Source organism: Limosilactobacillus fastidiosus, assembly GCF_014145505.1.
Taxonomy (GTDB): Bacteria; Bacillota; Bacilli; order Lactobacillales; family Lactobacillaceae; genus Limosilactobacillus; species Limosilactobacillus fastidiosus.
In genome coordinates this window covers 1-22864 of sequence record NZ_JACIUZ010000003.1, presented here as the reverse complement: position 1 = coordinate 22864, position 22864 = coordinate 1, and the positions used below count along the sequence as shown (strand labels likewise).

General features: G+C 38.9%; 24 protein-coding genes. 9 read left to right on the top strand and 15 right to left on the bottom strand.

All coding sequences use genetic code 11. The features are described from left to right. Nucleotides 1-90: 90 nt before the first annotated feature. A complete protein-coding gene (alr, locus tag H5R64_RS00140) occupies nt 91-1215 on the bottom strand; it encodes an alanine racemase (RefSeq protein WP_182581446.1) in 1125 nt (374 codons plus the stop codon). Beyond that, nucleotides 1208-1570, bottom strand: a complete 363-nt coding sequence (acpS, locus tag H5R64_RS00135) for a holo-ACP synthase (RefSeq protein ID WP_182581545.1) — start codon at nt 1568-1570, stop codon at nt 1208-1210. The genes alr and acpS overlap by 8 nt, the downstream gene beginning before the upstream one ends. A gap of 254 nt (nt 1571-1824) precedes the next feature. Between acpS and H5R64_RS00130 the strand changes: the two genes are divergently transcribed. From H5R64_RS00130 to dltD, 5 genes are read left to right on the top strand one after another with little or no spacing between them, the layout of a single operon-like run. Next, nucleotides 1825-1968 carry a teichoic acid D-Ala incorporation-associated protein DltX gene (locus H5R64_RS00130; RefSeq protein WP_081446198.1) on the top strand — a complete coding sequence of 48 codons (144 nt, stop codon included), beginning with the start codon at nt 1825-1827 and terminating at the stop codon, nt 1966-1968. 16 nt (nt 1969-1984) lie between these two features. Beyond that, nucleotides 1985-3511 (top strand): D-alanine--poly(phosphoribitol) ligase subunit DltA, encoded by a 1527-nt coding sequence (dltA, locus tag H5R64_RS00125; protein WP_182581447.1) that lies wholly within the window; start codon nt 1985-1987, stop codon nt 3509-3511. Continuing rightward, entirely contained in the window at nt 3508-4722 is a 1215-nt protein-coding gene (dltB, locus tag H5R64_RS00120; protein ID WP_182582451.1) for a D-alanyl-lipoteichoic acid biosynthesis protein DltB, read from the top strand. Before dltA ends, dltB begins: the two co-directional genes overlap by 4 nt. 28 nt (nt 4723-4750) lie before the next feature. Continuing rightward, the gene (gene dltC, locus H5R64_RS00115; RefSeq protein ID WP_182582449.1) at nt 4751-4990 is read left to right on the top strand and encodes a D-alanine--poly(phosphoribitol) ligase subunit DltC; all 240 of its coding nucleotides are present in this window, start codon (nt 4751-4753) and stop codon (nt 4988-4990) included. Then, entirely contained in the window at nt 4983-6278 is a 1296-nt protein-coding gene (gene dltD / locus H5R64_RS00110) for a D-alanyl-lipoteichoic acid biosynthesis protein DltD (protein ID WP_182582447.1), read from the top strand. The genes dltC and dltD overlap by 8 nt, the downstream gene beginning before the upstream one ends. Before the next feature lie 62 nt (nt 6279-6340). Here the strand turns inward: dltD and H5R64_RS00105 are convergent, their stop codons facing one another. From H5R64_RS00105 to H5R64_RS00090, 4 genes are all read right to left on the bottom strand, one after another. Then, on the bottom strand, nt 6341-7843 hold the full coding sequence (locus H5R64_RS00105; RefSeq protein WP_182581451.1) for a DEAD/DEAH box helicase: 1503 nt from the start codon (nt 7841-7843) through the stop codon (nt 6341-6343). 64 nt (nt 7844-7907) lie between these two features. Continuing rightward, complete coding sequence (locus H5R64_RS00100) at nt 7908-9290, bottom strand: UDP-N-acetylmuramoyl-tripeptide--D-alanyl-D-alanine ligase (protein ID WP_182581452.1); 1383 nt, start codon at nt 9288-9290, stop codon at nt 7908-7910. Between the two features lie 161 nt (nt 9291-9451). Then, the gene (gene htpX / locus H5R64_RS00095; RefSeq protein ID WP_182582445.1) at nt 9452-10348 is read right to left on the bottom strand and encodes a zinc metalloprotease HtpX; all 897 of its coding nucleotides are present in this window, start codon (nt 10346-10348) and stop codon (nt 9452-9454) included. A gap of 10 nt (nt 10349-10358) precedes the next feature. Further along, nucleotides 10359-10919 carry a LemA family protein gene (locus H5R64_RS00090; protein ID WP_182582470.1) on the bottom strand — a complete coding sequence of 187 codons (561 nt, stop codon included), beginning with the start codon at nt 10917-10919 and terminating at the stop codon, nt 10359-10361. Nucleotides 10920-11067: 148 nt separating this feature from the next. On the opposite strand from H5R64_RS00090, the gene H5R64_RS00085 reads away from it, so the two are divergent. Beyond that, nucleotides 11068-11535 carry a low molecular weight protein-tyrosine-phosphatase gene (locus H5R64_RS00085; RefSeq protein WP_182581454.1) on the top strand — a complete coding sequence of 156 codons (468 nt, stop codon included), beginning with the start codon at nt 11068-11070 and terminating at the stop codon, nt 11533-11535. Between the two features lie 265 nt (nt 11536-11800). On the opposite strand, the gene H5R64_RS00080 is transcribed toward H5R64_RS00085, so the two are convergent. The 8 genes from H5R64_RS00080 to H5R64_RS00045 form a co-directional block, all read right to left on the bottom strand. After that, nucleotides 11801-12517: a class A sortase gene (locus H5R64_RS00080; RefSeq protein WP_182582443.1), complete on the bottom strand. Its 717-nt coding sequence runs from the start codon at nt 12515-12517 to the stop codon at nt 11801-11803. 66 nt (nt 12518-12583) lie between these two features. Next, a complete protein-coding gene (locus H5R64_RS00075; protein WP_182581456.1) occupies nt 12584-13483 on the bottom strand; it encodes an alpha/beta hydrolase in 900 nt (299 codons plus the stop codon). Further along, on the bottom strand, nt 13470-14759 hold the full coding sequence (locus H5R64_RS00070; protein ID WP_182582441.1) for a PTS sugar transporter subunit IIC: 1290 nt from the start codon (nt 14757-14759) through the stop codon (nt 13470-13472). Before H5R64_RS00070 ends, H5R64_RS00075 begins: the two co-directional genes overlap by 14 nt. Before the next feature lie 151 nt (nt 14760-14910). Further along, entirely contained in the window at nt 14911-15156 is a 246-nt protein-coding gene (locus H5R64_RS00065; protein WP_182582439.1) for a type B 50S ribosomal protein L31, read from the bottom strand. 96 nt (nt 15157-15252) lie between these two features. After that, on the bottom strand, nt 15253-16527 hold the full coding sequence (locus H5R64_RS00060) for a UDP-N-acetylglucosamine 1-carboxyvinyltransferase (RefSeq protein ID WP_182581459.1): 1275 nt from the start codon (nt 16525-16527) through the stop codon (nt 15253-15255). Between the two features lie 226 nt (nt 16528-16753). Next, nucleotides 16754-18364 carry a CTP synthase gene (locus H5R64_RS00055; protein ID WP_182582437.1) on the bottom strand — a complete coding sequence of 537 codons (1611 nt, stop codon included), beginning with the start codon at nt 18362-18364 and terminating at the stop codon, nt 16754-16756. 172 nt (nt 18365-18536) lie between these two features. Further along, on the bottom strand, nt 18537-19088 hold the full coding sequence (gene rpoE, locus H5R64_RS00050; RefSeq protein ID WP_182581461.1) for a DNA-directed RNA polymerase subunit delta: 552 nt from the start codon (nt 19086-19088) through the stop codon (nt 18537-18539). Between the two features lie 44 nt (nt 19089-19132). Further along, nucleotides 19133-19555 (bottom strand): DUF1934 domain-containing protein, encoded by a 423-nt coding sequence (locus H5R64_RS00045; RefSeq protein ID WP_182581547.1) that lies wholly within the window; start codon nt 19553-19555, stop codon nt 19133-19135. A gap of 131 nt (nt 19556-19686) precedes the next feature. Between H5R64_RS00045 and H5R64_RS00040 the strand changes: the two genes are divergently transcribed. From H5R64_RS00040 to yidA, 3 genes are read left to right on the top strand one after another with little or no spacing between them, the layout of a single operon-like run. After that, nucleotides 19687-20511, top strand: coding sequence for a lipoate--protein ligase family protein (locus H5R64_RS00040; protein WP_182582435.1), 825 nt, complete (start codon nt 19687-19689; stop codon nt 20509-20511). A gap of 4 nt (nt 20512-20515) precedes the next feature. After that, nucleotides 20516-21880, top strand: coding sequence for an HD domain-containing protein (locus H5R64_RS00035; protein WP_182581463.1), 1365 nt, complete (start codon nt 20516-20518; stop codon nt 21878-21880). Beyond that, nucleotides 21880-22701: a sugar-phosphatase gene (gene yidA, locus H5R64_RS00030; protein ID WP_182582433.1), complete on the top strand. Its 822-nt coding sequence runs from the start codon at nt 21880-21882 to the stop codon at nt 22699-22701. The genes H5R64_RS00035 and yidA overlap by 1 nt, the downstream gene beginning before the upstream one ends. Nucleotides 22702-22783: 82 nt before the next feature. Here the strand turns inward: yidA and H5R64_RS08670 are convergent. Next, a partial coding sequence (locus H5R64_RS08670) for an IS3 family transposase (protein WP_182582467.1) occupies nt 22784-22864 on the bottom strand: 81 nt, incomplete at its 5' end.

The window sequence follows — 22864 nt, the reverse complement described above, 5'->3', positions numbered from 1 at the left end:
TTCGGTAGTCTTTCGTAGTCTCACGGGGCTACATTAAAGGACCTCTAGATTACATGAAATTATAGCAGATGGATTATTAATGTCAAGGGATTAATCAATATAAATCCGGTGAACCCGGTTACTAATGTTCGTCATGATTTCGTAATTAATTGTTCCTGCCTGGTCAGCCAGATCGTTGGCAGTAATTTCATTATTTCCCGAACGCCCTAGCAAAACTACCTTTGTGCCTACAGGGTAATGCTTAGGCAGCCGAACCATCATCTGATCCATGCAGACCCGACCAGCAATATCACAAAATTCACCGTCAATTAAGACCTTGTATCCCGTCATGCACCGTGGATAACCATCAGCATAACCAATTGGCAAGGTCGCTAACCACTCATCTTCTTTTGCAGTGTAGGTTGCACCATAACTCACTGATTCACCTGCACGAAGTTTTTTTACAAAACTAATACTAGTAACTAATTGTTCAACCGGTTTCAAATCTAATGTTGGAGTTAATTCTCGACCGGATGGATTTTGCCCATACATAGAAATGCCCATTCTTACGGTATTTGCCGTAATCTTATCGCGGTGCCACATCCCGGTTGCAGAGTTAGCCATGTGAACAAATGGTGGTAATACACCTAAACTATTTACAAACTGTTCCCACTTATTAACCTGCTTATTAAAATAACCATCATCAGCGCTATCCGCCGTTGCAAAGTGAGTGAACATCCCTTCAAATTCGAATTCAGGATACTTACGAAGAAAAGCAACCGCCTCATTAAAGTCATCGACAGTCGTAAAACCAATTCGGCCCATTCCAGAATCGATTCCTAAGTGAACCTTCAATGGTTTTGTCCAATGCTGGATCTGCGCCATTTGGTGGTATGCTTTTAGCCAATCTAAAGAACCAACCGTTAACGACACACCAGCTTCTGCAGCAATATGGGCATTTTTAATTGGCGTTATCCCAAGAACTAAAATCATTGCCGTAATTCCATTATCTCGTAGTTCAAGCGCTTCATCAAGAATCGCAACACAAGCACCAGTTACACCAGCAGCAATTGCTGTTTTTGCTACCGGAACAAGACCATTACCATAAGCATTTGCTTTTACAACCGCTAAAATCCTACTATCTGGGGCTAACCACTTTTTCTGTTCATTAATATTATGTTTAATTGCTCCTAAATCAACGATTAAGTTTGTATCACGTAAACGTCCACTAATCATCTTTTTCCTCCAAAATAATCTCTGTCATGACATTTACCGCAGTATGACTAACCGAAGCATGCACCCTCCCATTAAACGGGGCATGCGTAACAATCGGGGCACCCAGCTGATTATCTACTATTTCAATATCTTGAAAGCCGACTGCGCTACCAATTCCGGTCCCATATGCCTTAGAAAAAGACTCTTTTAATGACCACCGACCGGCTAAATATTCAACAGCTCGTTGACCTCCCATTTTTCCATACTGAGCTCTTTCCGCTGGCGTCAGTATTTTAATAACAAATTGGGGGTGTTTTTGAATCATCTCTTGAATTCGCTCGATCTCAGTAATATCGATCCCAATCCCTTTAATCACTGTCATGACCCCTTATAACTTAAAATTTTGTTTCTTATATTATATTGAATTACCATTTTCGCACAAACAAATAATAATTCGCAAGATTACATTATTTTACTTTGAACCTTAACGCAAATTATCTATAATAAGTAGGTGTGAAAATTTAATTATAAATATCTTAAATTTTTGCGTTAATAATTAACTAATCTACCATAGCGAGCTAAAATCACTATGTTACAATTGCTTTTTATAAGCGAAAGGAGCGATTCGTAATCTTTAGTAAAAGTATTAAGAATCATCCCGCACTAACATTCATCTTAAAAACGGTATTCTACTTTATCGTTATTCTCCTGTTAATCTATTTATATGGTTATTATGGAGCAGGTCAAGAACCGTTCATTTACAATGAATTCTAATGTGGAGGAAATAGAATTGAATACAAATATCGTTACTGTCTTTGACCAAGTCGCCAAGGATAATTCAACGCGGGTTGCTTATGATGAAATGGGGAAACAAACAAGCTACGGTGAGTTAAAAGTTAATACCGATAGTTTGGCTGCTTGGCTTACTAACCAAGGCCTAACCCCAAAGAGTCCAGTTCTTGTTTTTGGTGACCACCAAGTTGAAATGGTCACCAGTTTCTTAGCTGCACTGAAGATGGGACACCCTTACATTCCAGTTTCAGCTGATTCCGCTATTCCGCGGATCCAATCGATTTTAGATACAGCTAAGCCAGAATTAATTATCGCTGTTGATGATTTTCCAAGTGATAAACTTAACTTCGATGCTCAAGTAGTTTCTAAAGAACAACTCGCCAGCATATTGGCAGAAAAACAAGAATTTAGCCTAAAGAATCCAGTTTCCGAAAATGAATTGGCTTACGTCCTCTTCACGTCGGGGACAACTGGCTCTCCTAAAGGAGTGGAAGTTAGCCATGATAATTTCAAGACCTTTGTTGACTGGGTTCTTGATACGGACTTTGATATTCCAGAACATGCCAACTTCCTTGGCCAACCACCGTACTCATTTGACTTATCTAATATGTACTGGTTGCCGGCCCTATTGAATGGCGGAACCATCAAAGCGCTTCCCCACTCAGTAGTCGAAAACTTTGGGCAGATGTTTACTGCACTACCAGCTTTAGATTTAAATGTTTTCGTTGGGACACCTTCATTTGCGGATATGTTAATGTTAAGTCCTGCATTTAATGAAGATAAAATGCCAAACTTGAGTATTTTTATGTTTTGTGGTGAGGAGCTAACTGTTAAAACTGCTAAGGCACTTCAACAACGATTCCCTCACGCACGGATTTTCAACACTTATGGTCCGACTGAAACAACAGTGGCAATTTCTGGAATTGAAATTACACCAGAAATCATTGCTAATAACGATCGACTTCCGGTTGGTTACGCTAAACCAGGAGTAGAACTTTCTATCTGGAATGGTGATAAGCAATTAACTGAACCAGGTCAAGAAGGTGAAATCATTATTAGTGGAAATAGTGTAGCTCGTGGTTACATGAACAATCCCGAAAAAACTGCTAAATCCTTCTTTAAGCTTGATGGCGTTCCTGCTTACCGAACTGGGGATGCCGGAACACTTGATGCAGATGGTCTTCTTCACCATAAGGGGCGGATGGATTTTCAAATTAAACTACACGGATTTCGGGTTGAACTTGATGAAGTCCGGGCAAGTCTTGAGAAGAGCCCACTAATCAAACAAGCGGTTGCTGCACCAAAATACAATAAGAATGGTCAAGTTGCTCACCTGATTGCTTACGTAATCCCTAAAGAAGAAGTTAAAGATCAGGAACAACTAACCAAAGAAATTCGGGCAAGTCTTAAGGGATTGATCATGCCTTACATGATGCCCACCCAGTTTATTTACCGGGATTCATTCCCTATGTCTGCAAATGGCAAGATTGCAGTTAAACAATTAATCAAAGAGGCTAACCAATGATTAATTGGCTTTCAAGTTTACCTAATTTCACTGCTTACGGGACACCTAATTACTTTATTTACTTATTGCTTGCCTTACTCCCGTTAGGCATTGGTCTTTATTTTGGCAAACGATTCCAGTGGTACGAAGCACTAATTAGTTTTATCTTTATCTTTCTAATGTTTGATGGGGCCAGTTGGCAACAGTTATTCTCACTAATTGCGTATGTAATATATCAAACGTGTTTAGTGATGTACTACCACCATTACAGAAAGACAAAGAATTCAGCAGGTATCTTTTACCTGTTCTCATTTCTTTCTCTGATTCCAATTATTGTTGTTAAATTATCTCCAGCAATGGTTGGTCATAACTCACTTCTGGGTTTTCTTGGGATCAGTTATCTTACATTCAGGGCTGTCGGAACAATTATCGAAACCCGGGATGGGATGGTAAAGGAGATTACTCCTTGGCACTTTATCCGCTTTATGCTTTTCATGCCAACAATTACTTCTGGGCCAATTGATCGTTACCGGCGTTTTTCTAAGGATTATCAAGAAGTACCTGAACGATCTGATTACCTAAAACTAGTTGAAAAAGGTGTCTTTTACCTATTTCTCGGTTTTCTTTATAAATTTGTAATTGCCTACTTCTTCGGTCAACGATTCTACCCACACTTTGAACAAGCAGCAATGGGCGATGGTTTTCTTTCCTGGAATATGCTTGGTGTGATGTACACTTATGGTTTTTACCTCTTCTTTGACTTTGCGGGATACTCCCTCTTTGCGGTTGCCATCAGTTACTTTATGGGTGTTAAGACGCCAATGAACTTTAAGCAACCATTTAAGTCGAAGAACATCAAGGAATTTTGGAATCGGTGGCACATTAGTTTATCGTTTTGGTTTCGTGATTACATCTTTATGCGGTTTGTCTTTATGGCAACAAAAAAGCGATGGTTCAAGAACCGGAATACGTTGTCAGCTACCGCCTACATGCTTAATATGTTAACAATGGGGTTCTGGCACGGAATTACATGGTATTATATTCTATATGGTTTCCTTCATGGACTTGCGCTTGTCATTAATGACTGGTGGTTACGCTATAAACGAAAACACCTTAAAAAGATGCCGCATAACAAGTTCACAGAATGCGTTGCCATTTTCGTAACATTTAACTTTGTAATGTTTACGTTCTTACTTTTTAGTGGTTACCTTAATACTTACTTCTTTGGGTAACCCTCATTTATTTAGGAGGATTTTAACAATGAAAGACGATATTATTAACATTTTAGCTGACGCAACTGGTCGAGACACAAGTGACTTTAGCGACACTAGCGAAGATCTTTTTGCTGATGGTTTATTAGACTCAATGGCTACAGTTAGCGTTCTTTTGGCACTTCAAGATCAATTTAATATCCAAGTACCAGTTTCTGAATTTGACCGGGGCCAGTGGAGCTCTGTTGATAAGATGGCTGATCGTGTAAAGGAGCTACAAAATGACTAATCGCAAGCGGCTGTGGTATATCTTTGGCCCAGTTATTCTTGCCTTTGTTCTGATTTTAATTCTTTTTACAATGCCGCTTGGTAGTCACTATTCAGCTAAAACTGAACAACGAGCTGCCGCATCACTTAGTCCCGTAATTTTTAAAAACCAGAAAATTAAGCAACAAGCACTTTCCAATAAAAATACTCGTTACGTTCCCTTCTTTGGTTCAAGTGAATTACGACGTTTTGATAATTTTCATCCGTCAATTATGGCGGCCCGTTATCATAATTACACCCCTTTCCTTCTAGGGCAACGTGGGGCACAATCACTCCCGCAATTTTTTAACATCACCACTATGGAGGACCAATTAAGAGACAAAAAAGCTGTCTATATTATTTCGCCTCAATGGTTTGTTAAGAGTGGGATTTTACCTCCCGCATTTAAATACTATAATGGTGAATTAGCTGATCTTACTTGGTTAAAAAAGGCTAATCCAAAATCACCTTACGATCGCTATGTTGCAAAGCGATTACTCCAAATGATTGGGAATAATGGTACGGTGGCTGATAATGCTGCTAAAATTGCTCAAGGAAAGCCATTAAGTGGTTGGGATAGAACAGTTCTTAACTTTCGTTTAACCTTACTTCAACATCAGGATGTACTCTTCTCTGGTTTACAGTTGGATAATAACTATGACCGTTTTATTAAGCCAAAAGTAAATAAACTTCCGGCAAAATACAATGAAGGTCAGCTTCACAAGATGGCGATTGATCAGGCTGCTAAGGATACTGATAATAACAGGTTCCACGTTAAGAATTCTTTCTATACAAAAAACGTTAAACCTCACTTAAAGAAATTAGAGAACTCTCAGCGTCACTTTAACTACAACCAATCACCGGAATATGGTGATTTACAAGTTGTGTTAAACCAATTCAAGAATAACAATACAAGCGTAATGTTTGTTATTCCACCCGTTAACGGTCGTTGGGAAGCATATACCGGCATGGACATGCAGATGTATTACCGTACTGTTAATAAAATTAAGTTCCAACTTCAACAACAAGGTTTTAATAACATCCTTGATCTTTCCCATGATGGGAATAACCCATATTTCATGGAAGATACTATCCACATTGGTTATGCTGGTTGGGTTAAATTCGATAGTGCAACAAGTAAGTTTATTGAACATCAGCAACCACAACCACGCTACCGGTTGAGTAACAAATTCTTAACCCAAAAATGGGCTAACTTAATTCCAACTCAACAAAATCTTAACCAATTTAAGGTTCAAGAATTAGGTAAATAAGGTATAAATAAAAAGACGTTAACGTCCAATTTCTGGACGTTAACGTCTTTTTATTATGCCCCCTATTCTTCCTTCCGATGACGAATATTGAAAGAATGGCGACTAGAATGACTTTTGCCGTGGTTGTCGTTACGGTGTGAACGTCGACCACTATTATTTCTTTTTCGATGATTGTAATTATTATGGCGACGATCACGTGGACCACGGTAACCATGTCCAGAGCGACCATTACGATGGCTTCGTCGTGGTAATGGTCGCTCTGGGGTAATCTTAACTGGAACATCATTTGCTGGTTCTTTTGTCATTTCATTCAAAAGAGCAGCAACAAGATCGGTTGCATTATGGGTAGATAATAACTTATCAGCCGCTTCCTGGTAACGTTCCGTAGAGTCCTGAGCAATTAATTTATCGATATCATTAAAGGCACTTGCTACCTGCCCCTTAAAGGCCTCTTCAGCAGTTGGTGGCTTCAAAGGAAGCATCCGTACGCGAGTTAATTTCTCAATCTCACGCAAGTAATCCATTTCGTTTGGTGTTACAAAAGTTAAAGAAACACCATGATGTCCGGCACGCCCTGTCCGACCAATCCGGTGGACATAACTATCAGGATCAGAAGGAATATCATAGTTATAAACATGAGTAACTCCTGAAATATCTAGTCCCCGCGCCGCAACATCTGTAGCAACTAAAATATCAAGGTCACCACGCTTAAATTGCTTCATAATCTTAGTCCGGCGTTCTTGGCTTAGGTCACCATGAATTCCCGCAGCATTGTAACCACGGGCAACCAGTCCACGGGATAATTCATCAACTCGCCGCTTTGTCCGACCAAAAACAATTGTTAAGTCAGGGTCTTGAACATCAATCAAACGAGTCATAATATTAAACTTCTCGTAATCACGGGCCCGAACATAATATTGATCAACAAGATCGGTAGTTAATTCCTTGGCCTTAATCCGTACCGTTGTTGGATTGGTCATAAACTTAACACCAATCTTCTTAATTTCTGGTGGCATTGTTGCAGAAAAGAGCAGTGTTTGACGGTTAGCAGGCGTTTGACTAATAATTGCTTCAATATCATCCAGGAATCCCATGTTAAGCATTTCGTCAGCTTCATCCAGAACTAATGTCTTAATATGATCTAACTTAACCGTATGTCGATTTAAGTGATCGCGAAGTCGACCTGGGGTCCCAACCAGGATTTGTGGATGTTGCTTTAAACTACGAATTTGTCGACGAATATCTGCTCCACCGTAAACTACCTGAACGCGAACATGCTTATCCTTTCCTAAGCGGAATAATTCTTCTTGCGTTTGAATTGCTAATTCACGAGTTGGTGAAATAATAATCGCTTGGATATTTGGATTATCCGTATCAACATGCTCGATAATTGGTAACCCAAACGCCGCGGTTTTTCCTGTTCCAGTTTGCGCCTGACCAATTACATCTTGGCCCTTCAATACCATTGGAATGGTTTGTTCCTGAATCGGTGTCGCTTCTTCGTAACCACTACGTTTGATTGCCTTTAATAAACTATCTGACAATCCTAATTCACTAAACTTCAAATACGTTCCTCCTAAAAATTACCAGCCGACTAAACAAGCTCTGTCTGTCGGCTGGTCTTGCAATTTATTTTGCTGTTAATTTTGCTAAAACTTTTTCTAAATGGATTCCGTGGCTAGCCTTCAATAACACAAGGTCTTCAGTATTAATGGTTGCTTGTAAATCTGTAACTAATCGATCAAGTTCATCCGTCGAATAATGATGAATCGCTGAAGCAGGATAACCATCATTCTCCAGTTCATTTTGAAGGTTCTTCATTTCGGGCCCAACAAGGTAAAGCTCTTCAATCTTGTTAGCATCAATGTTTTCAGCCAAACTAGCGTGAAGTCGTACCGAAGCATCTCCTAATTCAAGCATATCACCTAATACAGCGATCCGCTTCCCGCTCGTTGGTAATTCCTCAACTGTCTTTAAAACTTGCTTAGCAGCAGTTGGATTTGAGTTATAAACATCACTTAAAATATGCTCACCCTGAGCACCTTCAACCCATTCTGCACGGTTCTCAGTTAATTCAACATTCTTCAATGCCTTTTTAATATGAACCGGTGTAATATGAAGTTGTTTGCCGACGGCGATTGCCGCTAATGCGTTATTAACATTATATTCACCAACCATGGGAATCGTAAATTCTTCGTCTGGCCATTCATTAACCTTAAAATCAATTGACGCTTCATGCTGCTTAACACTAGTTGCGTAGAAATCATCTGTTAGTTGACGACCAAACGTAACCTTATGTTGTTCAACATCAGCTGCTCGTTCTTGAAGAAGTGGTTCATCACCATTAAAAATAAAGGTGCCGTCTTCTTTCAAGCCGTGCGTAATTTCCATCTTAGCATCAGCAATCTTACCACGCGTTCTGAAGAATTCAATATGAGCCTCACCAATCATTGTAATAACTGCAAAGTCCGGTGAAACTAGCTTACTCAGGAAATCAAGTTGTCCAGGACGATCCATCCCCATTTCAACAACGACAACTTCAGTGCTAGATTCCATATTCAATAAGGTTACTGGCACACCAATTTCATTATTAAAGTTAGCGTGAGTTTTAGTAACGTTTAACTGCGTACTAAGGATGGAAGCTGTCATATCCTTAGTCGTTGTCTTACCATTACTTCCAGTAATCGCAACAACGATTGGATTAATTTTGTGCAAGTAGTATTTGCTTAGTTCTTGTAACGCTTCAAGCGGATCATCAACAACTAGAATTGGTTGATCATCTGCTACTGTTACATCATGATCACTCGCCCATAGAGTGGCAACTGCGCCGTTGGCAAAAGCACTTTTAACATATTGGTGACCATCTTGGGTCCCTTGAAGTGGAATAAATAATGCTCCGGAATTGAGTTGTCGACTGTCAAAAGCCACACTCGTAATTTCAACATCTTTCCATTGTTCAATATTGTTTTCTGCGCCGATTGCCTTCGCAATTTCGGCCAATTTCATTTTCATGGAAAAGCTCCCTCTATCTCCTATATCTAAGTCTAGCTTTTTAATTATATCACGTCACGAATAGATTAAAAAGCAGCACGATAATAAAGTCACCAGATGCTGAATCATGGTAAACAGATTAGCTTCTGGTGACTATTAGATTTAATCTATTAAGTTAACAGTTACATTTCTTCCAACCGCTTAATCCGGTCCTCAAGCGGCGGGTGGGTATCAAAGAGGTGGGCAATCCGTTTATGATGCCTGTTAAGCTCAGGATCGCTAATATATAATGATGAACTACTTGGCGCTACATCTTTCATCGGCTGTGCATTTTGTAATTTCTCTAATGCACTGATAAGGCCCTGAGGATTTCGCGTTAATTCTACAGAACCAGCATCTGCTAAATATTCACGATTTCGCGATAATGCCATTTGAGCAATCGAAGCTGCTAAAGGCGCCAAGATAATCAGGAAGATTGAACCCATTATGGTCAAAATACCTACTGTACCATTATCATCGTCATTAGAGCGTCTCCCTCCAAACCACCAAAAGTTACCCGCAAAGTTAACCAGGGCTGTAATTGCAGAGGCTAATGCTAAGGCAATAGTCTGAAGACGAATATCATAGTTCCGAACGTGGCTTATTTCATGCCCTATAACTCCTTCAAGTTCTTCCCGATTCATAATTTGAAGTAGTCCAGTAGTTGCAGCAACGGCTGAATGCTGGGGATCGTTACCAGTTGCAAAGGCATTGGGACTTGGATCATTAATAATGAACACTCGTGGCATTGGCACTTGAGCAACCATCGCCATATCCTCGACCACATGCCATAATTCTGGAGCTTCATGGGCCGAATGAATCTCATGTGCATTGTTCATACTCATCACTACTTCAGTCGATTGGCTAATCATTACTGACATGTAGATAGCTACCAAGACTCCTGCAATAATAATTCCACCAACAGTAGTTCCAGCAAAAAGGTAGCCAATTGCTGCACCGATTAACGCAACAAGGATAAAGAATCCGGTTAATACTAAGATCGTTTTCCGCTTATTTCTTGCGATTTGTTGATACAACATTCTTTATCACCTAATCATCAAATGAAACCTTAGGAACTACCTTTGTTTCTTTAGGGACTTGAAGGTAGTCCATTTGCTTAAAGTGGTGAATCTTAGCAATGATGTTACTAGGAAATGATTGAATCTTAGCATCCAAGTTGGCAACGGTTGAATTATATAATTGCCGAGAATAAGCAATCTTATTTTCAGTATTACTTAATTCTTCCATCAATGATTGATACTGGGTACTAGCCTTTAAATTAGGGTAGTTTTCCGCAACTGCAAATAGTGACCGTAATGTTCCCGTTAATTCATTCGAAACTGCCATTTTTTGTGCTCGATCACTATAAGGAATAGTTTCCAACTGACTCCGAAGTTGAGTAACCTTTTCTAAAGTACTTGCTTCATATTTACTGTACCCCTTAACCGTTGATACAAGGTTAGGAATTAAGTCATTCCGTCGTTGAAGCTGAACATCAATTTGGCTCCAAGATTCTTGAGCGTGAGTTCGTAATTGGACCAAGCCATTATATAAACCAGCATACAGTGCAATTAACAATATAATAATTACAATCACAATCATCATCACCATCATATTCTTTTCCTCCTCTTTTAACTTATTATTTCAGTATCAACTATAATACCAAATCAATGGCTACTGGGCGATAACTAAGTCACTAATTTAGCAAAATATTAGCAAATTCGGTATGATAGAGAAAATTATCAATGAGGTGGTTAAAATGAAGATTCTCTTTGTTTGTCTCGGTAATATTTGTCGTTCTCCAATGGCAGAAGCAATGTTTCGCCAAATGGTTGAAGAAAAGAATTTAGGTAATCAAATTGAAATTGACTCTGCAGCAACCAGTAATGAAGAAGAAGGTAACTCACCACATCCCGGTGCACAAAAAATAATGCGCCACCATCATCTAGATCCAGCTGGCCTTATTTCACGGCCGATTACCAAAAATGATTTTGATTCTGCAGACTACATTATCTGCATGGATGACATGAATAAACGAAACCTCTTACAGATGGCACCAGTAAATGATCGCCATAAAATCTACCAAGTATATGACATTGTCCCAGGTAAAGTTGGAACCATTATCCCTGATCCTTGGTATACTCACCGCTTTGAAGATACATATCAAAATCTTGCAGAAGCACTTCCCTATTGGTTAACTAAATTAAGTAATGAAGTTCGAGCTTAGTAAATTTTCATCAAATTCCACTAATTTGTTGTGGTATAGTATAGTTACGATTATTGGAAAGTGAGGCCCTCAATATGGCAAAGTATGTTGTAGAATTAAGTGAAGAAGATTACCAAATGATTAAGGACTGCCATTCAAAGAACCCTTCTTTAATGAAGGCAATGGATGAAGCTAAAAAGGTAGAAAAGTAATTTAACGTAATCCTTATTAAAAATGCAAGAAGGGCTCCAGAGTTCGAATACCGAACTTTGGAGCCCTCCTATGTTTATGAATTTCTTCCAGTAGTGTACTTACTGCTAAAGTTATGCTGGACTTGTTGTGGAGCCTTATTAAAGGGCATCTTCTTAACATAGCTCCCCCGGACCATTAACCGGTGAGCTCCTGTTTCATCACACGTAATCAAGGTAATAATCTTATTCTTAGTATTATTAACTACTTCAACCTCTGATGGATCAATAATTTTCCGTTCATAAATCTTATACTTATAAACATTCTTCAAATCAGTAATATAGATTTTCTGACCGACCTTAGACTTAGAGTACAGTGGTGAAAAAAGAACCTTACTACCATTAGCCATGTTATGACCAGCTAACGCATAGTTACCCTCACCCATCTTCATATTGGGCCGCATTGTTCCGGCCGCCAAAGCTAACGTTGTGTTGTCGACCCCATTAGCAATTGGAATCGTCAGGTCAATTGCTGGAACAGTAATTTCACCAATAATATTAATCGGCTGTTTTTTCGCTCGTGCTTTTGCCACTGTTTGGAGGCTCAAATCTTGAGCATCATTATAGTCATAATTAGCACTACTTTGCTTAGCTTGATTCTTTTGAATTGCTTGCCTAGTAATTTGTGGGCGATAACTTTCTGTTAAGTAGTACTTAATCTGTTGGTTAAAAATCAAGACCAACGCAATTAGTAGGAGAATGACTACCGCAGTCCAGCGAAGCCAACCGCGAGTTCTTCTTTTTTGTTGTTTCACCTTTAGAATTTCCTTTCATTTAGTAAGCTAGCAATAGTATAACCCGTTTTTATTCTTTTGAACAGTTTAGCGATCATCGTTATTCTGACTAGCTCCTCGCCGATTAACCGGATTATTAGGATTTTTACCGTCAAGGAGATACTGCTCAATAATTTTCACAATTTGTTTATTCTGTGGAAGACTAGAATGTTGTGCTTCATCTCCAGTCACGGTCATCGTTGTATAATGAGCAACACGCTTTTGAAAGATATATTTACCAGCTTGAACACTTTCCTCAGGGACTAGACCATCTGAATCATAATTTTCCGTGCCGGCAATTGAAAAAACATTTAGTTTCTTCGGAAGCTTATCCCGATATTTAATTAGCTCCGTAAACATCTGCGTTGGCGTATTAATTGACTTTTCCGCAAAATTATACGGTGTTCCCAAGGTCATCAAACTCTTAATCTTAATTTGGTCATCATACTCTGAATAATAATGTTCTAACCAGTATGTCCAAATTAAACCACCATTTGAATGACCAAACGCCTTAAAATTATTGAAATAGTACTGGTTAGTTAGTTCACTAAATGCCTCGTTTAACATTGATGCTTGCTTTTTAATGTTAGAAAGACCATCTTTATTATTTTCAAAACTAATAATAATAAATGGTTCGTTATCGTTTCGCGTAACTGTTCCGTTATAAGTGATCTTTCCATTATTATAGACTTCCATCTTTAGAACACTATGTTTCTTTTCAGTATTCTTATTAAGAATCCGAATTAACTGATTAAATCGTTCCTTAGTTGCAGAACTACCAGGAACCATAATCACCGGTGACATTCGTGATTTTTCTTGCAGTGCTAAATATTTGTTACTGTGTTTCATCCAAATATAGGTCGGTAATGCAATTAAAATCAACACAATTATCAGCGAAATTAAAATTTGACGACTTTTCTTGCGTGGATTTTCCTCAATTTTGAGCATAATAATCCACCTCCGAAGGGTCTAAATACAATTTTTGTTCAAAGTGATCAATAATTTTAACAAATGGAATAAAGCACCAAACATCTAAGACGAATAAGGCCAACGTAAAGAGCAATACGAGCCAATTACCGTTACTGGCAATGAAACTGATTAGCGGTCCTGGTGTCCCAATTAAAACCGGATATGGTGTCGGTGGAATCAAATGAATCGCAATTGCTCCAGCTGCAATCACAATATTCACAACTGGAAGTAATAAAATTGGAAACAAGTAAAGAGGGTTCATAATAATTGGGAGCCCAATCATTGCAGCGTATTCTGAATTAAAGAGAGTGGGGAGTAATGTCCACCGAGCTACCTGGTGTTGTCCCTGACTCCGTGAAGAAATAATAATGGCAACAGTTAAAGCAAGCAACAATCCGTTGCCGCCAAAACTTGCAAAAGAGTTATATAAGGAACCACCAAAGAATGGATGAGGAATATTCCATGCTGAACCATGGCGAAGTGCATAGCTAAGATTGCTAGCAAATGGTCCCCCACTTAAAATCATTCCTGAATTAGTCACAGAACCTAAACCGAGCCAATCAAAAGTCGTTATTAACATTTTTCCAGCAATTGTAAGTAAAATCCCCTGGTTATTTTGACCAACCGAAACCATCTGCGAATAAACATTTCGTAGGACATTACTCAGCCAACCAAAATTCAAGATATAGGTGAAAATCATTGCTAAAATAACTGACATTACTAATGGCTTCATCGCATATAATGAACGCTCACGAACACTAATAATCTGATTAGTCCCTTGAAAATTACGTTCAACCCCTAGCCAATGATATATCTGCCCAATCGCATAACCAACGATCAAGGCAATTAATAGACTCTGGGTTCCTAAAAGACGCCAATTAAAATTAGTTGCCCGGTCGATCGCAACGTGGCCATAATCAAACGCAATGATCAGCATTACTATAATTCCCGTTACTCCGGCTAATTGGGAATCCCGATGATAAATTCTTGCGGTATATTTAGCCGCCGCATATGCTACCAATATCCCAAAAAGGTTAAAGATAATCTTATCAATTCCAATAAAAGCAGACTGTAATCCAATCATCAACCAATCAGGAACCCAATCACCAAAGTAAGCGATGTTATAAAATAAACCATTTTGACTGAGAAAAGTTCGGTAGATCATTTGCGAGAATGATCCTAATAAGGCAAAGGGAAATAGCATTGATAGTGTTTGACGAACTACCCGAAAAAACGAGTATTCGTTTAACCTCATTATTGCCCCTATTACACGTCGAAGCATAAATCATCATTCCTTTTGAAAAACTAATTTCATTATACATAACCTTAGGTGTTTGCCTACACCAATTTAAATAAAAAAGACGCTGGGAAATCCCAACGTCTTTTTTGAACAAATAAAGTTAGTCTTACTTGAGACCGTACTTCTTGTTGAACTTGTCCACAGCACCATCTGCTTGAGTAAACTTTTGCTTACCAGTGTAGAATGGGTGTGAATCAGAAGTAACTTCAACCCGTACCAATGGGTATTCATTACCGTCTTCCCACTTGACAGTTTCACTTGAGGTTACAGTAGAACCAGAAAGAAACTTGTAGCCAGTAGAAGCATCTTGGAATACTACTGGATGATAATCTGGATGAATTCCTTGTTTCATAATTTATTACGCTCCTTTGCCATGAATCATTGCCTGAAACATAGATAATCAACCCTATCAGGATAACATGAATTAATTATCGATGCAATAGACTAATTAAATTTTTACTGAGCTATCGTCTTCGATAGAAACTTGTGCTCCCAAACGGTTTAACTTCCACACAATTCGGTCATAGCCCCGAAGAATATTACCAGCATTATTAATAATGGTTGTTCCTTCAGCCATTAACCCAGCAATTGTTAACGAAGCACCGGCACGAATTTCACCGGCACTTACTTCAGCACCATGAAGGTGATCAGTATGTTTAACCACAATCATTCCGTCATGGGCTTCAATATTCATTCCCATCTTTTGTAATTCCGGAATATGCTTAACCCGCTTTGGATAGATCGTATCAACAATTGTACTATCCCCATCAGCAAGCGACATTAGTGGTGTAAGTGGTTGCTGTAAATCCGTCGCAAATCCCGGAAATGGCATTGTCTTAACATGGATTGCCTTTAAATGTTTAACTCGAGGAACATAAATCTTATCGCTATCGATTTGGAGGTCAACCCCCATTTCAATCATCTTACTGGTAAATGACTCCAAATGTTCTGGAATCACGTTATGCACCATCACACCATCACCAACAGCGGCTGCCATTGCTAAATAAGTTCCAGATTCGATTCGATCTGCAATGATTGTATGGGTATTCATTGATTGTAATGTATCAACGCCAGTAATCCGAATTGTATCCGTCCCAGCACCACGAATTTGTGCACCCATATTATTTAAAAATGTTGCTAAATCAATAATTTCCGGTTCTTTTGCGGCATTTTCAATCACAGTTGTTCCCTTAGCGCGAACTGAAGCCAAAATTGTATTAATCGTTGCCCCAACAGATACCATATCTAAGAAAATTCGCGTTCCGTGAAGGCCGTTTGGTGCATCAAGGTGAACGGTTCCATTATTTTCACTAACAGAGGCCCCTAATGCCTTAAAAGCTTTCAAATGTTGATCGATCGGCCGCGGTCCAATATTGTCGCCACCAGGAAAGGTTAGCGTTGCCCGATGGAACCGTCCCAAAAGAGCACCCATAAAGTAATAAGAAGCCCGTAAACTTTTAATTGCTTTGCTTGGAAGTTCAGCTTCAATGATCTGGGTCGGATCGATTTCCAAAAACCCATGCGTAAATGATGATTTAACATTCATCGATTCCAAAATGATCATTAAGTTGTGAACATCCAAGATATCTGGAACAGTATCAAATTCAACTGGAGTATCAGCTAGAATTGCTGCTGGGATCAAAGCAACCGTACTGTTCTTGGCACCACCGATCGTAACTTCACCCGAGAGTCGGTTTCCTCCTTGAATGATCATTCTTTTCATGTCCGTGTTTCCTCACTTAAAACTTCTATAATTTTATAATAATTTTAATTTAATTTTAACTAAATATTGACAGTTTCTCAATCAAAACAGTCAGTAACAATAATAATTAAAAATTTAACAAATTACAACCTTTTGTAGACAATCTTAAATAATTTTGAATAGCTATTTTTATAAAAAACTCCCAAGATAAATGGGAATTCTCACTTACCTTGAGAGTACTTAAAAACTAATTATTCTTATTTTCAACGGCCGCTTTAACAAAGGCCTTGAATAATCCTTCTGGATGGTTTGGTCGTGACTTGAATTCTGGATGATATTGTGCACCTACAAAGAACTTTTTGTCTGGTAATTCAACCACTTCAACTAGGTTTCGATCTGGATTAACACCAGAAACAACTAAACCATTGTCTTCCATCTCTTGACGGTAATCATTATTGAATTCATAACGGTGACGATGCCGTTGACTAATCATCTTTTGATTATCGTAAGCAGCTGCTGCAACTGTACCTGGTTTTAACTTACATGGGTAAGCACCTAAGCGTTGGGTTCCTCCCATGTCTTCAACATCTTCCTGGTCTGACATTAAATCAATGATGTTGTGCTTAGTGTTTGGATCGAATTCAGTTGAATTAGCATCCTTGTAACCAAGAACATCCCGGGCGTATTCGATACATGCTGTTTGCATCCCAAGACAAATCCCCAAATAAGGAACATCGTTTTCACGAGCATACTTAATTGCGGTAATCATCCCTTCAATTCCCCGACTTCCGAAACCACCGGGAACAAGGATCCCATCATAATTCTTAAGGGTATTAACCACATTATCTTCGTTGATGTTTTCAGCATTGAAGTGATCAATTTCAACCTTAGCATCAACCGGGTACCCCGCATGACGAAGAGCTTCGTTAACCGAAATGTAAGCATCTTGTAAGTCAGTGTACTTACCTACCATGGCAATCTTAACAGTCTTCTTCAGATCGTTTTCAATGTGATTAACCATGTTAGTCCATTCACGCATATCAGCAACTGGGCAATCAAGCTCGAAGTGATCTACCACTAATTGATCCATCCCTTGTTTTTGTAAGTTCAACGGAATCTCGTAAAGAGTATTAACATCCATTGATTCAATAACGGCCTTGGGATCAACATCACAGAACAAGGCAATCTTAGTCCGCATTTCATCAGTGATTGGCTTTTCAGTCCGAACTACCAGAATATTAGGTTGGATACCCAAACCACGTAATTCACGAACACTGTGTTGGGTTGGCTTAGTTTTCATTTCACCTGCGGCCCGAAGGTATGGGACTAATGTGGTGTGAATATATAAGACATTGTCATCGCCAACTTCTTCTTTCATTTGACGAATTGCTTCCATAAATGGTTGAGATTCGATATCCCCAACTGTCCCACCAATTTCGGTAATAACGACTTCAGCATCAGTACTTTCACCAGCACGCTTAATCTTATCCTTAATAGCGTTAGTAATGTGAGGGATAACTTGTACGGTCCGTCCTAAGTAATCACCCCGCCGTTCCTTACGCAATACTTCAGAATAAATTTTACCAGTAGTAACGTTTGAGTACTTGTTTAAGTCGTTATCAATAAAACGTTCATAATGACCTAAATCCAAATCAGTTTCGGTACCATCATCGGTAACAAAAACTTCCCCGTGTTGATATGGACTCATGGTTCCTGGATCAACGTTAATATAAGGGTCAAATTTTTGAATAGCAACCTTTAAGCCACGGTTCTTTAATAGGCGACCAAGGGAAGCAGCAACAATCCCCTTACCTAGTGATGATACAACTCCACCAGTTACAAAAATGTATTTAGTCATCGTGTAATTTTCTCCTTTTGTTTTTTTAATGGGGTTAATAAACAGAAAAGACTCCCCATTTCCACTGAAACAGGGAGCCAACATTTTAACGAACGATTACCTGTGTCTCACAGGCGCCCAAGAAAGATAATACAGGCTCGCCACTAGATAGTCAAGAACAAAATATTAAAAATTATTCTTCATCATCGTCGTCATCGTCATGTAATTCAGATAATTGACCTTCGATGCCGTCATCAAGTCCATCATCACTGTAATCATCATCGTCATCGTCGTCATCATCATAATCTGTGTTGTCGTCATCATCTTGATCGTCAAGATCTTCATCTTCAGGATCGTCATTATCATAATCGATCACGTCATCATCAGAATTAGAATCAGCTAAGAAGGCATTAACCTTTCGACGTTTCTTCTTTGGACGATCGTCCTCTTCTTCGTCTTCATTTTCACCAACGGTTGCCTCGTCGATTGATTCATATGGGTACCATGCACGTAGACCCCAAGTGTTATCACCGAGGGAGATAAAACTGCCGTCGATGTTCAAATCAGTGTAAAACTGTGAAAGTCGTTCACGAATCTCTTCATCACTCTTACCAAGGTATTGTTGAACTTCGTTAGTTAAATCAACAAATGCCATTGCTTCGCCGTGGTGTGCGAGAATAGCGTGGGCAACTTCGATCATTGAAAGTTCTGATTTGTCTTGGCCGTCAAAAATCTTTAAATCCAAATTGGTGCACATCCCTTCAAAAGTCTAAACTACAGTATACAATGCTATGCAGCAAATTGCAATTGAACTTGGTAAGTTCCGATCAATTGATCGTTTGCAGTTAGCTGGTATTCCAAATCAATTGATCCATTAACATTTTTGGGATCAAATTCTACTTCTAGACGGTTTGTTGTGACCATCATTCCAATGATTCCATATTCTGTCCGGTAATGAGTTTTAGTTGGTTCGACTAATTGAAATTTAAAATTTGTTTCATGAACCCCGCTTCGTCTTAAATGGAGCTGTTCTGTCCCCAAACGAAATTGAACAGGAGTAATAGTTCCGTCTTGGTGTTCTTGGTAACGGAGGTAATACTTTCCGTTTAATTCAACGAATTGACCTTCTTCATCAAAGTGATATTGATCCCGTTGACCATCTTGCTCCATCGTGGTCGTTAACTGGACATGAACTGGTACTGAACGTTTGATACTTAGGACCTCCTTATAACTTCTTGTCTCGATTATAACTGTTTTTTGTTTCTGAATGTTATTATTCTACCTAGTTTAGTATAATGAAAATATTGAATAATGCTAGTGATTATAGAAAAGAAGAATTAGTTATGATTAACATCGCAAATCAACATGTTGAAATTTTTTGTCAACCACTAAAGCCAGAGAATAACCTGAGTTCATTTACGTATACAAATGCACTGCTACAAGTAAGTGAGCAACTCATATCCCCCGTTCTTCATTTTTGGACTCTAGAAAACACGGTAATTTTAGGGTTAAAAGATCAACGGATTCCCCACCTCCCAACCGCATTAAACTATCTTTCGGCCAAGGGAATCCACTACTTTATCCGCAACTCAGGTGGTCTTGCAGTTGCAAGTGATTCCGGTATTCTCAACTTCTCAATCTTTCTTCCTTGGCATATCATTGGTAGGGAACTAAAGATTGATGAAGCCTATCAAGTAATGACCGATGTAGTCAGTGTAGCTTTTCCAGAAATTACAGTTAAGACTGGTGAAATCACTCATTCATATTGTCCAGGAACATTTGATTTAAGTGTCAATGGTCAAAAGATCGGTGGAATGTCCCAACGTCGAAACAAGTCAGGTGTAGTTATCATGCTTTACTTGAGTATCAACGGACCTCAAACATTACGAGGAGAAATAATCAGAAACTTCTATTCTAAAGGACTTCAAGAAGAAGAAAACAGGTGGCATTTTCCTGATATCTGGCCGACTGCCATGACCACCATTGAGGAGTTAATCGGGGGATCCTTAAGCCTTAATGATGCCAAGCAACGTTTACTGAACGTCTTTATTGATCGTGGCAATCAACAATTACGACAAGTAATGTGGTCAGATAACTTTATCCAATACCTTGGACAAGAATCTACAACAATCAATCGCCTTCAAGAACGCCTTCAAAGAGAGGAGTAAGTAAATGTCCTTTCAGGATGAACAATTAGCTAAAGAAAAGGTCTTCCGTGATCCGATTCATGGACAAATTATCGTTGATAACCAGATTCTACTCGACTTGATTAATACTCCTGAATTCCAACGATTACGCCGAATTAAACAGCTAGGAACCTCGTCTCTAACTTTTCATGGAGCTGAACATTCTCGCTTTGGCCATTGTCTGGGCGTCTATGAGATTACCCGGCGAATGTGCAATCGATTCCAAAGAAATTATCCCACCAAGAAATCTGGAGACGGTCTTTGGGATGATCGTGAGCGTCCAGTTGCTCTATGCGCTGCTCTTTTACACGACCTTGGTCACGGACCATATTCTCACACGTTTGAACATATATTCCATACCAACCATGAAGCAATTACCCGGGAAATTATTACTAATCCTTCAACTAATGTAAATCAGATCCTTAGTAGAGTTTCACCAACCTTTCCTGAAGAAGTTGCTAGTGTAATTGATCATACCTACCGTAATCCCCAAGTTGTCCAGATGATCTCTAGCCAAGTTGATGCCGACCGGATGGACTATCTCCAGCGCGATTCTTACTATACCGGAACTAATTACGGAAAGTTTGACTTAGACCGGGTACTATTAATGATGCGACCAATTAGGAGCGGAATTGCCTTTGATATTTCAGGGATGCATGCAGTTGAAGACTATATTATTAGTCGCCTGCAAATGTACCTACAAATCTACTTCCACCCTGTTTCAAGATCAATGGAAGTGATCCTCGACCACCTTTTAAAACGGGCTAATTATATTTACCAACATCCAAGTGAGTTTGAGCCTGAATTTACCCCCTACATGTTAATGCCATTTTTCAATAACCACTTTAACCTAGATGACTATCTGGCACTTGATGATGGTGTTTTGACGACGTACTTTAATCACTGGACTCATTCTCAAGATGAAATTTTAAACGATCTTGCTAGAAGATTTCTTAATCGTCGGCCGTTAAAGTCCGCCCTATATGATGAAAAATCTAAACCACTCTTACCAAAATTACGGAAGTTAATCCAGACTGCCGGTTTTAATAGTGACTACTATACCGCTGTCAACGATAGTTTTAAGCTTCCTTATGACACCTATAACCCGCAAAATTCAAATCCCCAAACCCAAATTGAATTGATCCAACCCAACGGTAATTTAATTGAGCTATCCCAAGTTAGTACGCTTGTAGCTAGTGTTTCGGGTAAAGAGGCCGGGGATCAGCGGTTCTTCTTTCCAAAAGAAATGCTTAATGAACACCAGGATATTGAAATCTTTGAACCAATTTACGAAGAATTTCAAAGTTATATTCAAAATAACCATATTATTAATTCAAAGGAGCATAAATAATGGCAATCAAACTAGTAGCAATCGATATTGATGCAACATTAATTAATGATCAACGACAAATCACACTAAAAACTAAGAGGGCCCTCGAAGCGGCAAGACAACAAGGAGTTAAAATTGTCCTTTGTACCGGCCGTCCAATGACTGGTGTTGACGCCTACCTTACAGAGCTCGGCTTAAACCATCAAGACGACGAATACGTCATTAGTTTCAATGGGGCCCTTGCTCAATCCACCAACGAACGAGTTATGGTTAACTATACATTAACTTTCGATGACTATATTGACTGGCAAGCATTCTGTACAAAGAATGACGTCAAATCTCAATTTGAATCTCGAAACTATATCTATACAACAAACCGCGATCTTAGTCCATGGACAATCCACGAGTCTGATTTAGTAAGTATGCCTGTTCGCATTCGGTCACTTGATGAACTAGCTCATATGCAGGATCAATATGTAATAGCTAAAGGAATGATGCTTGGTGATAAAGAGAAACTAGATCAAATTCAAAATAAATTTATTAAAAGGTTCGGGAATCGGTTTACAGTGATCCGCAGTGAAAATTTCTATTTAGAAATTGTTAATCATCGGGCAAGTAAAGGAAGTACTCTTAAAGCATTAAGTGATGAACTCGGAATTAAACAAGATGAAGTAATGGCATTGGGAAATGCTCAAAATGATAATTCAATGATTAAATATGCCGAAATTGGCGTTGCAATGGGAAATGCAATTCCAGAAACAAAAGCGGTTGCTGACGTTATTACTGATACTAATAATAATGACGGTGTTGGTAAGGCAATTGAAAAATACGTCTTACGTTAATTTAATTGATTACTGAATAAGGCTCCAGGCTTGGAATTTCCAAACTGAAGTGCCATAGAAAAGTTAGACATTTTATTAAATCTTAATTAATGGATTGATTCCGATATTCGACCGGAGTCAATCCTTTCTTATTCAATGAAATTCGCTCGTAATTAAACCAAGA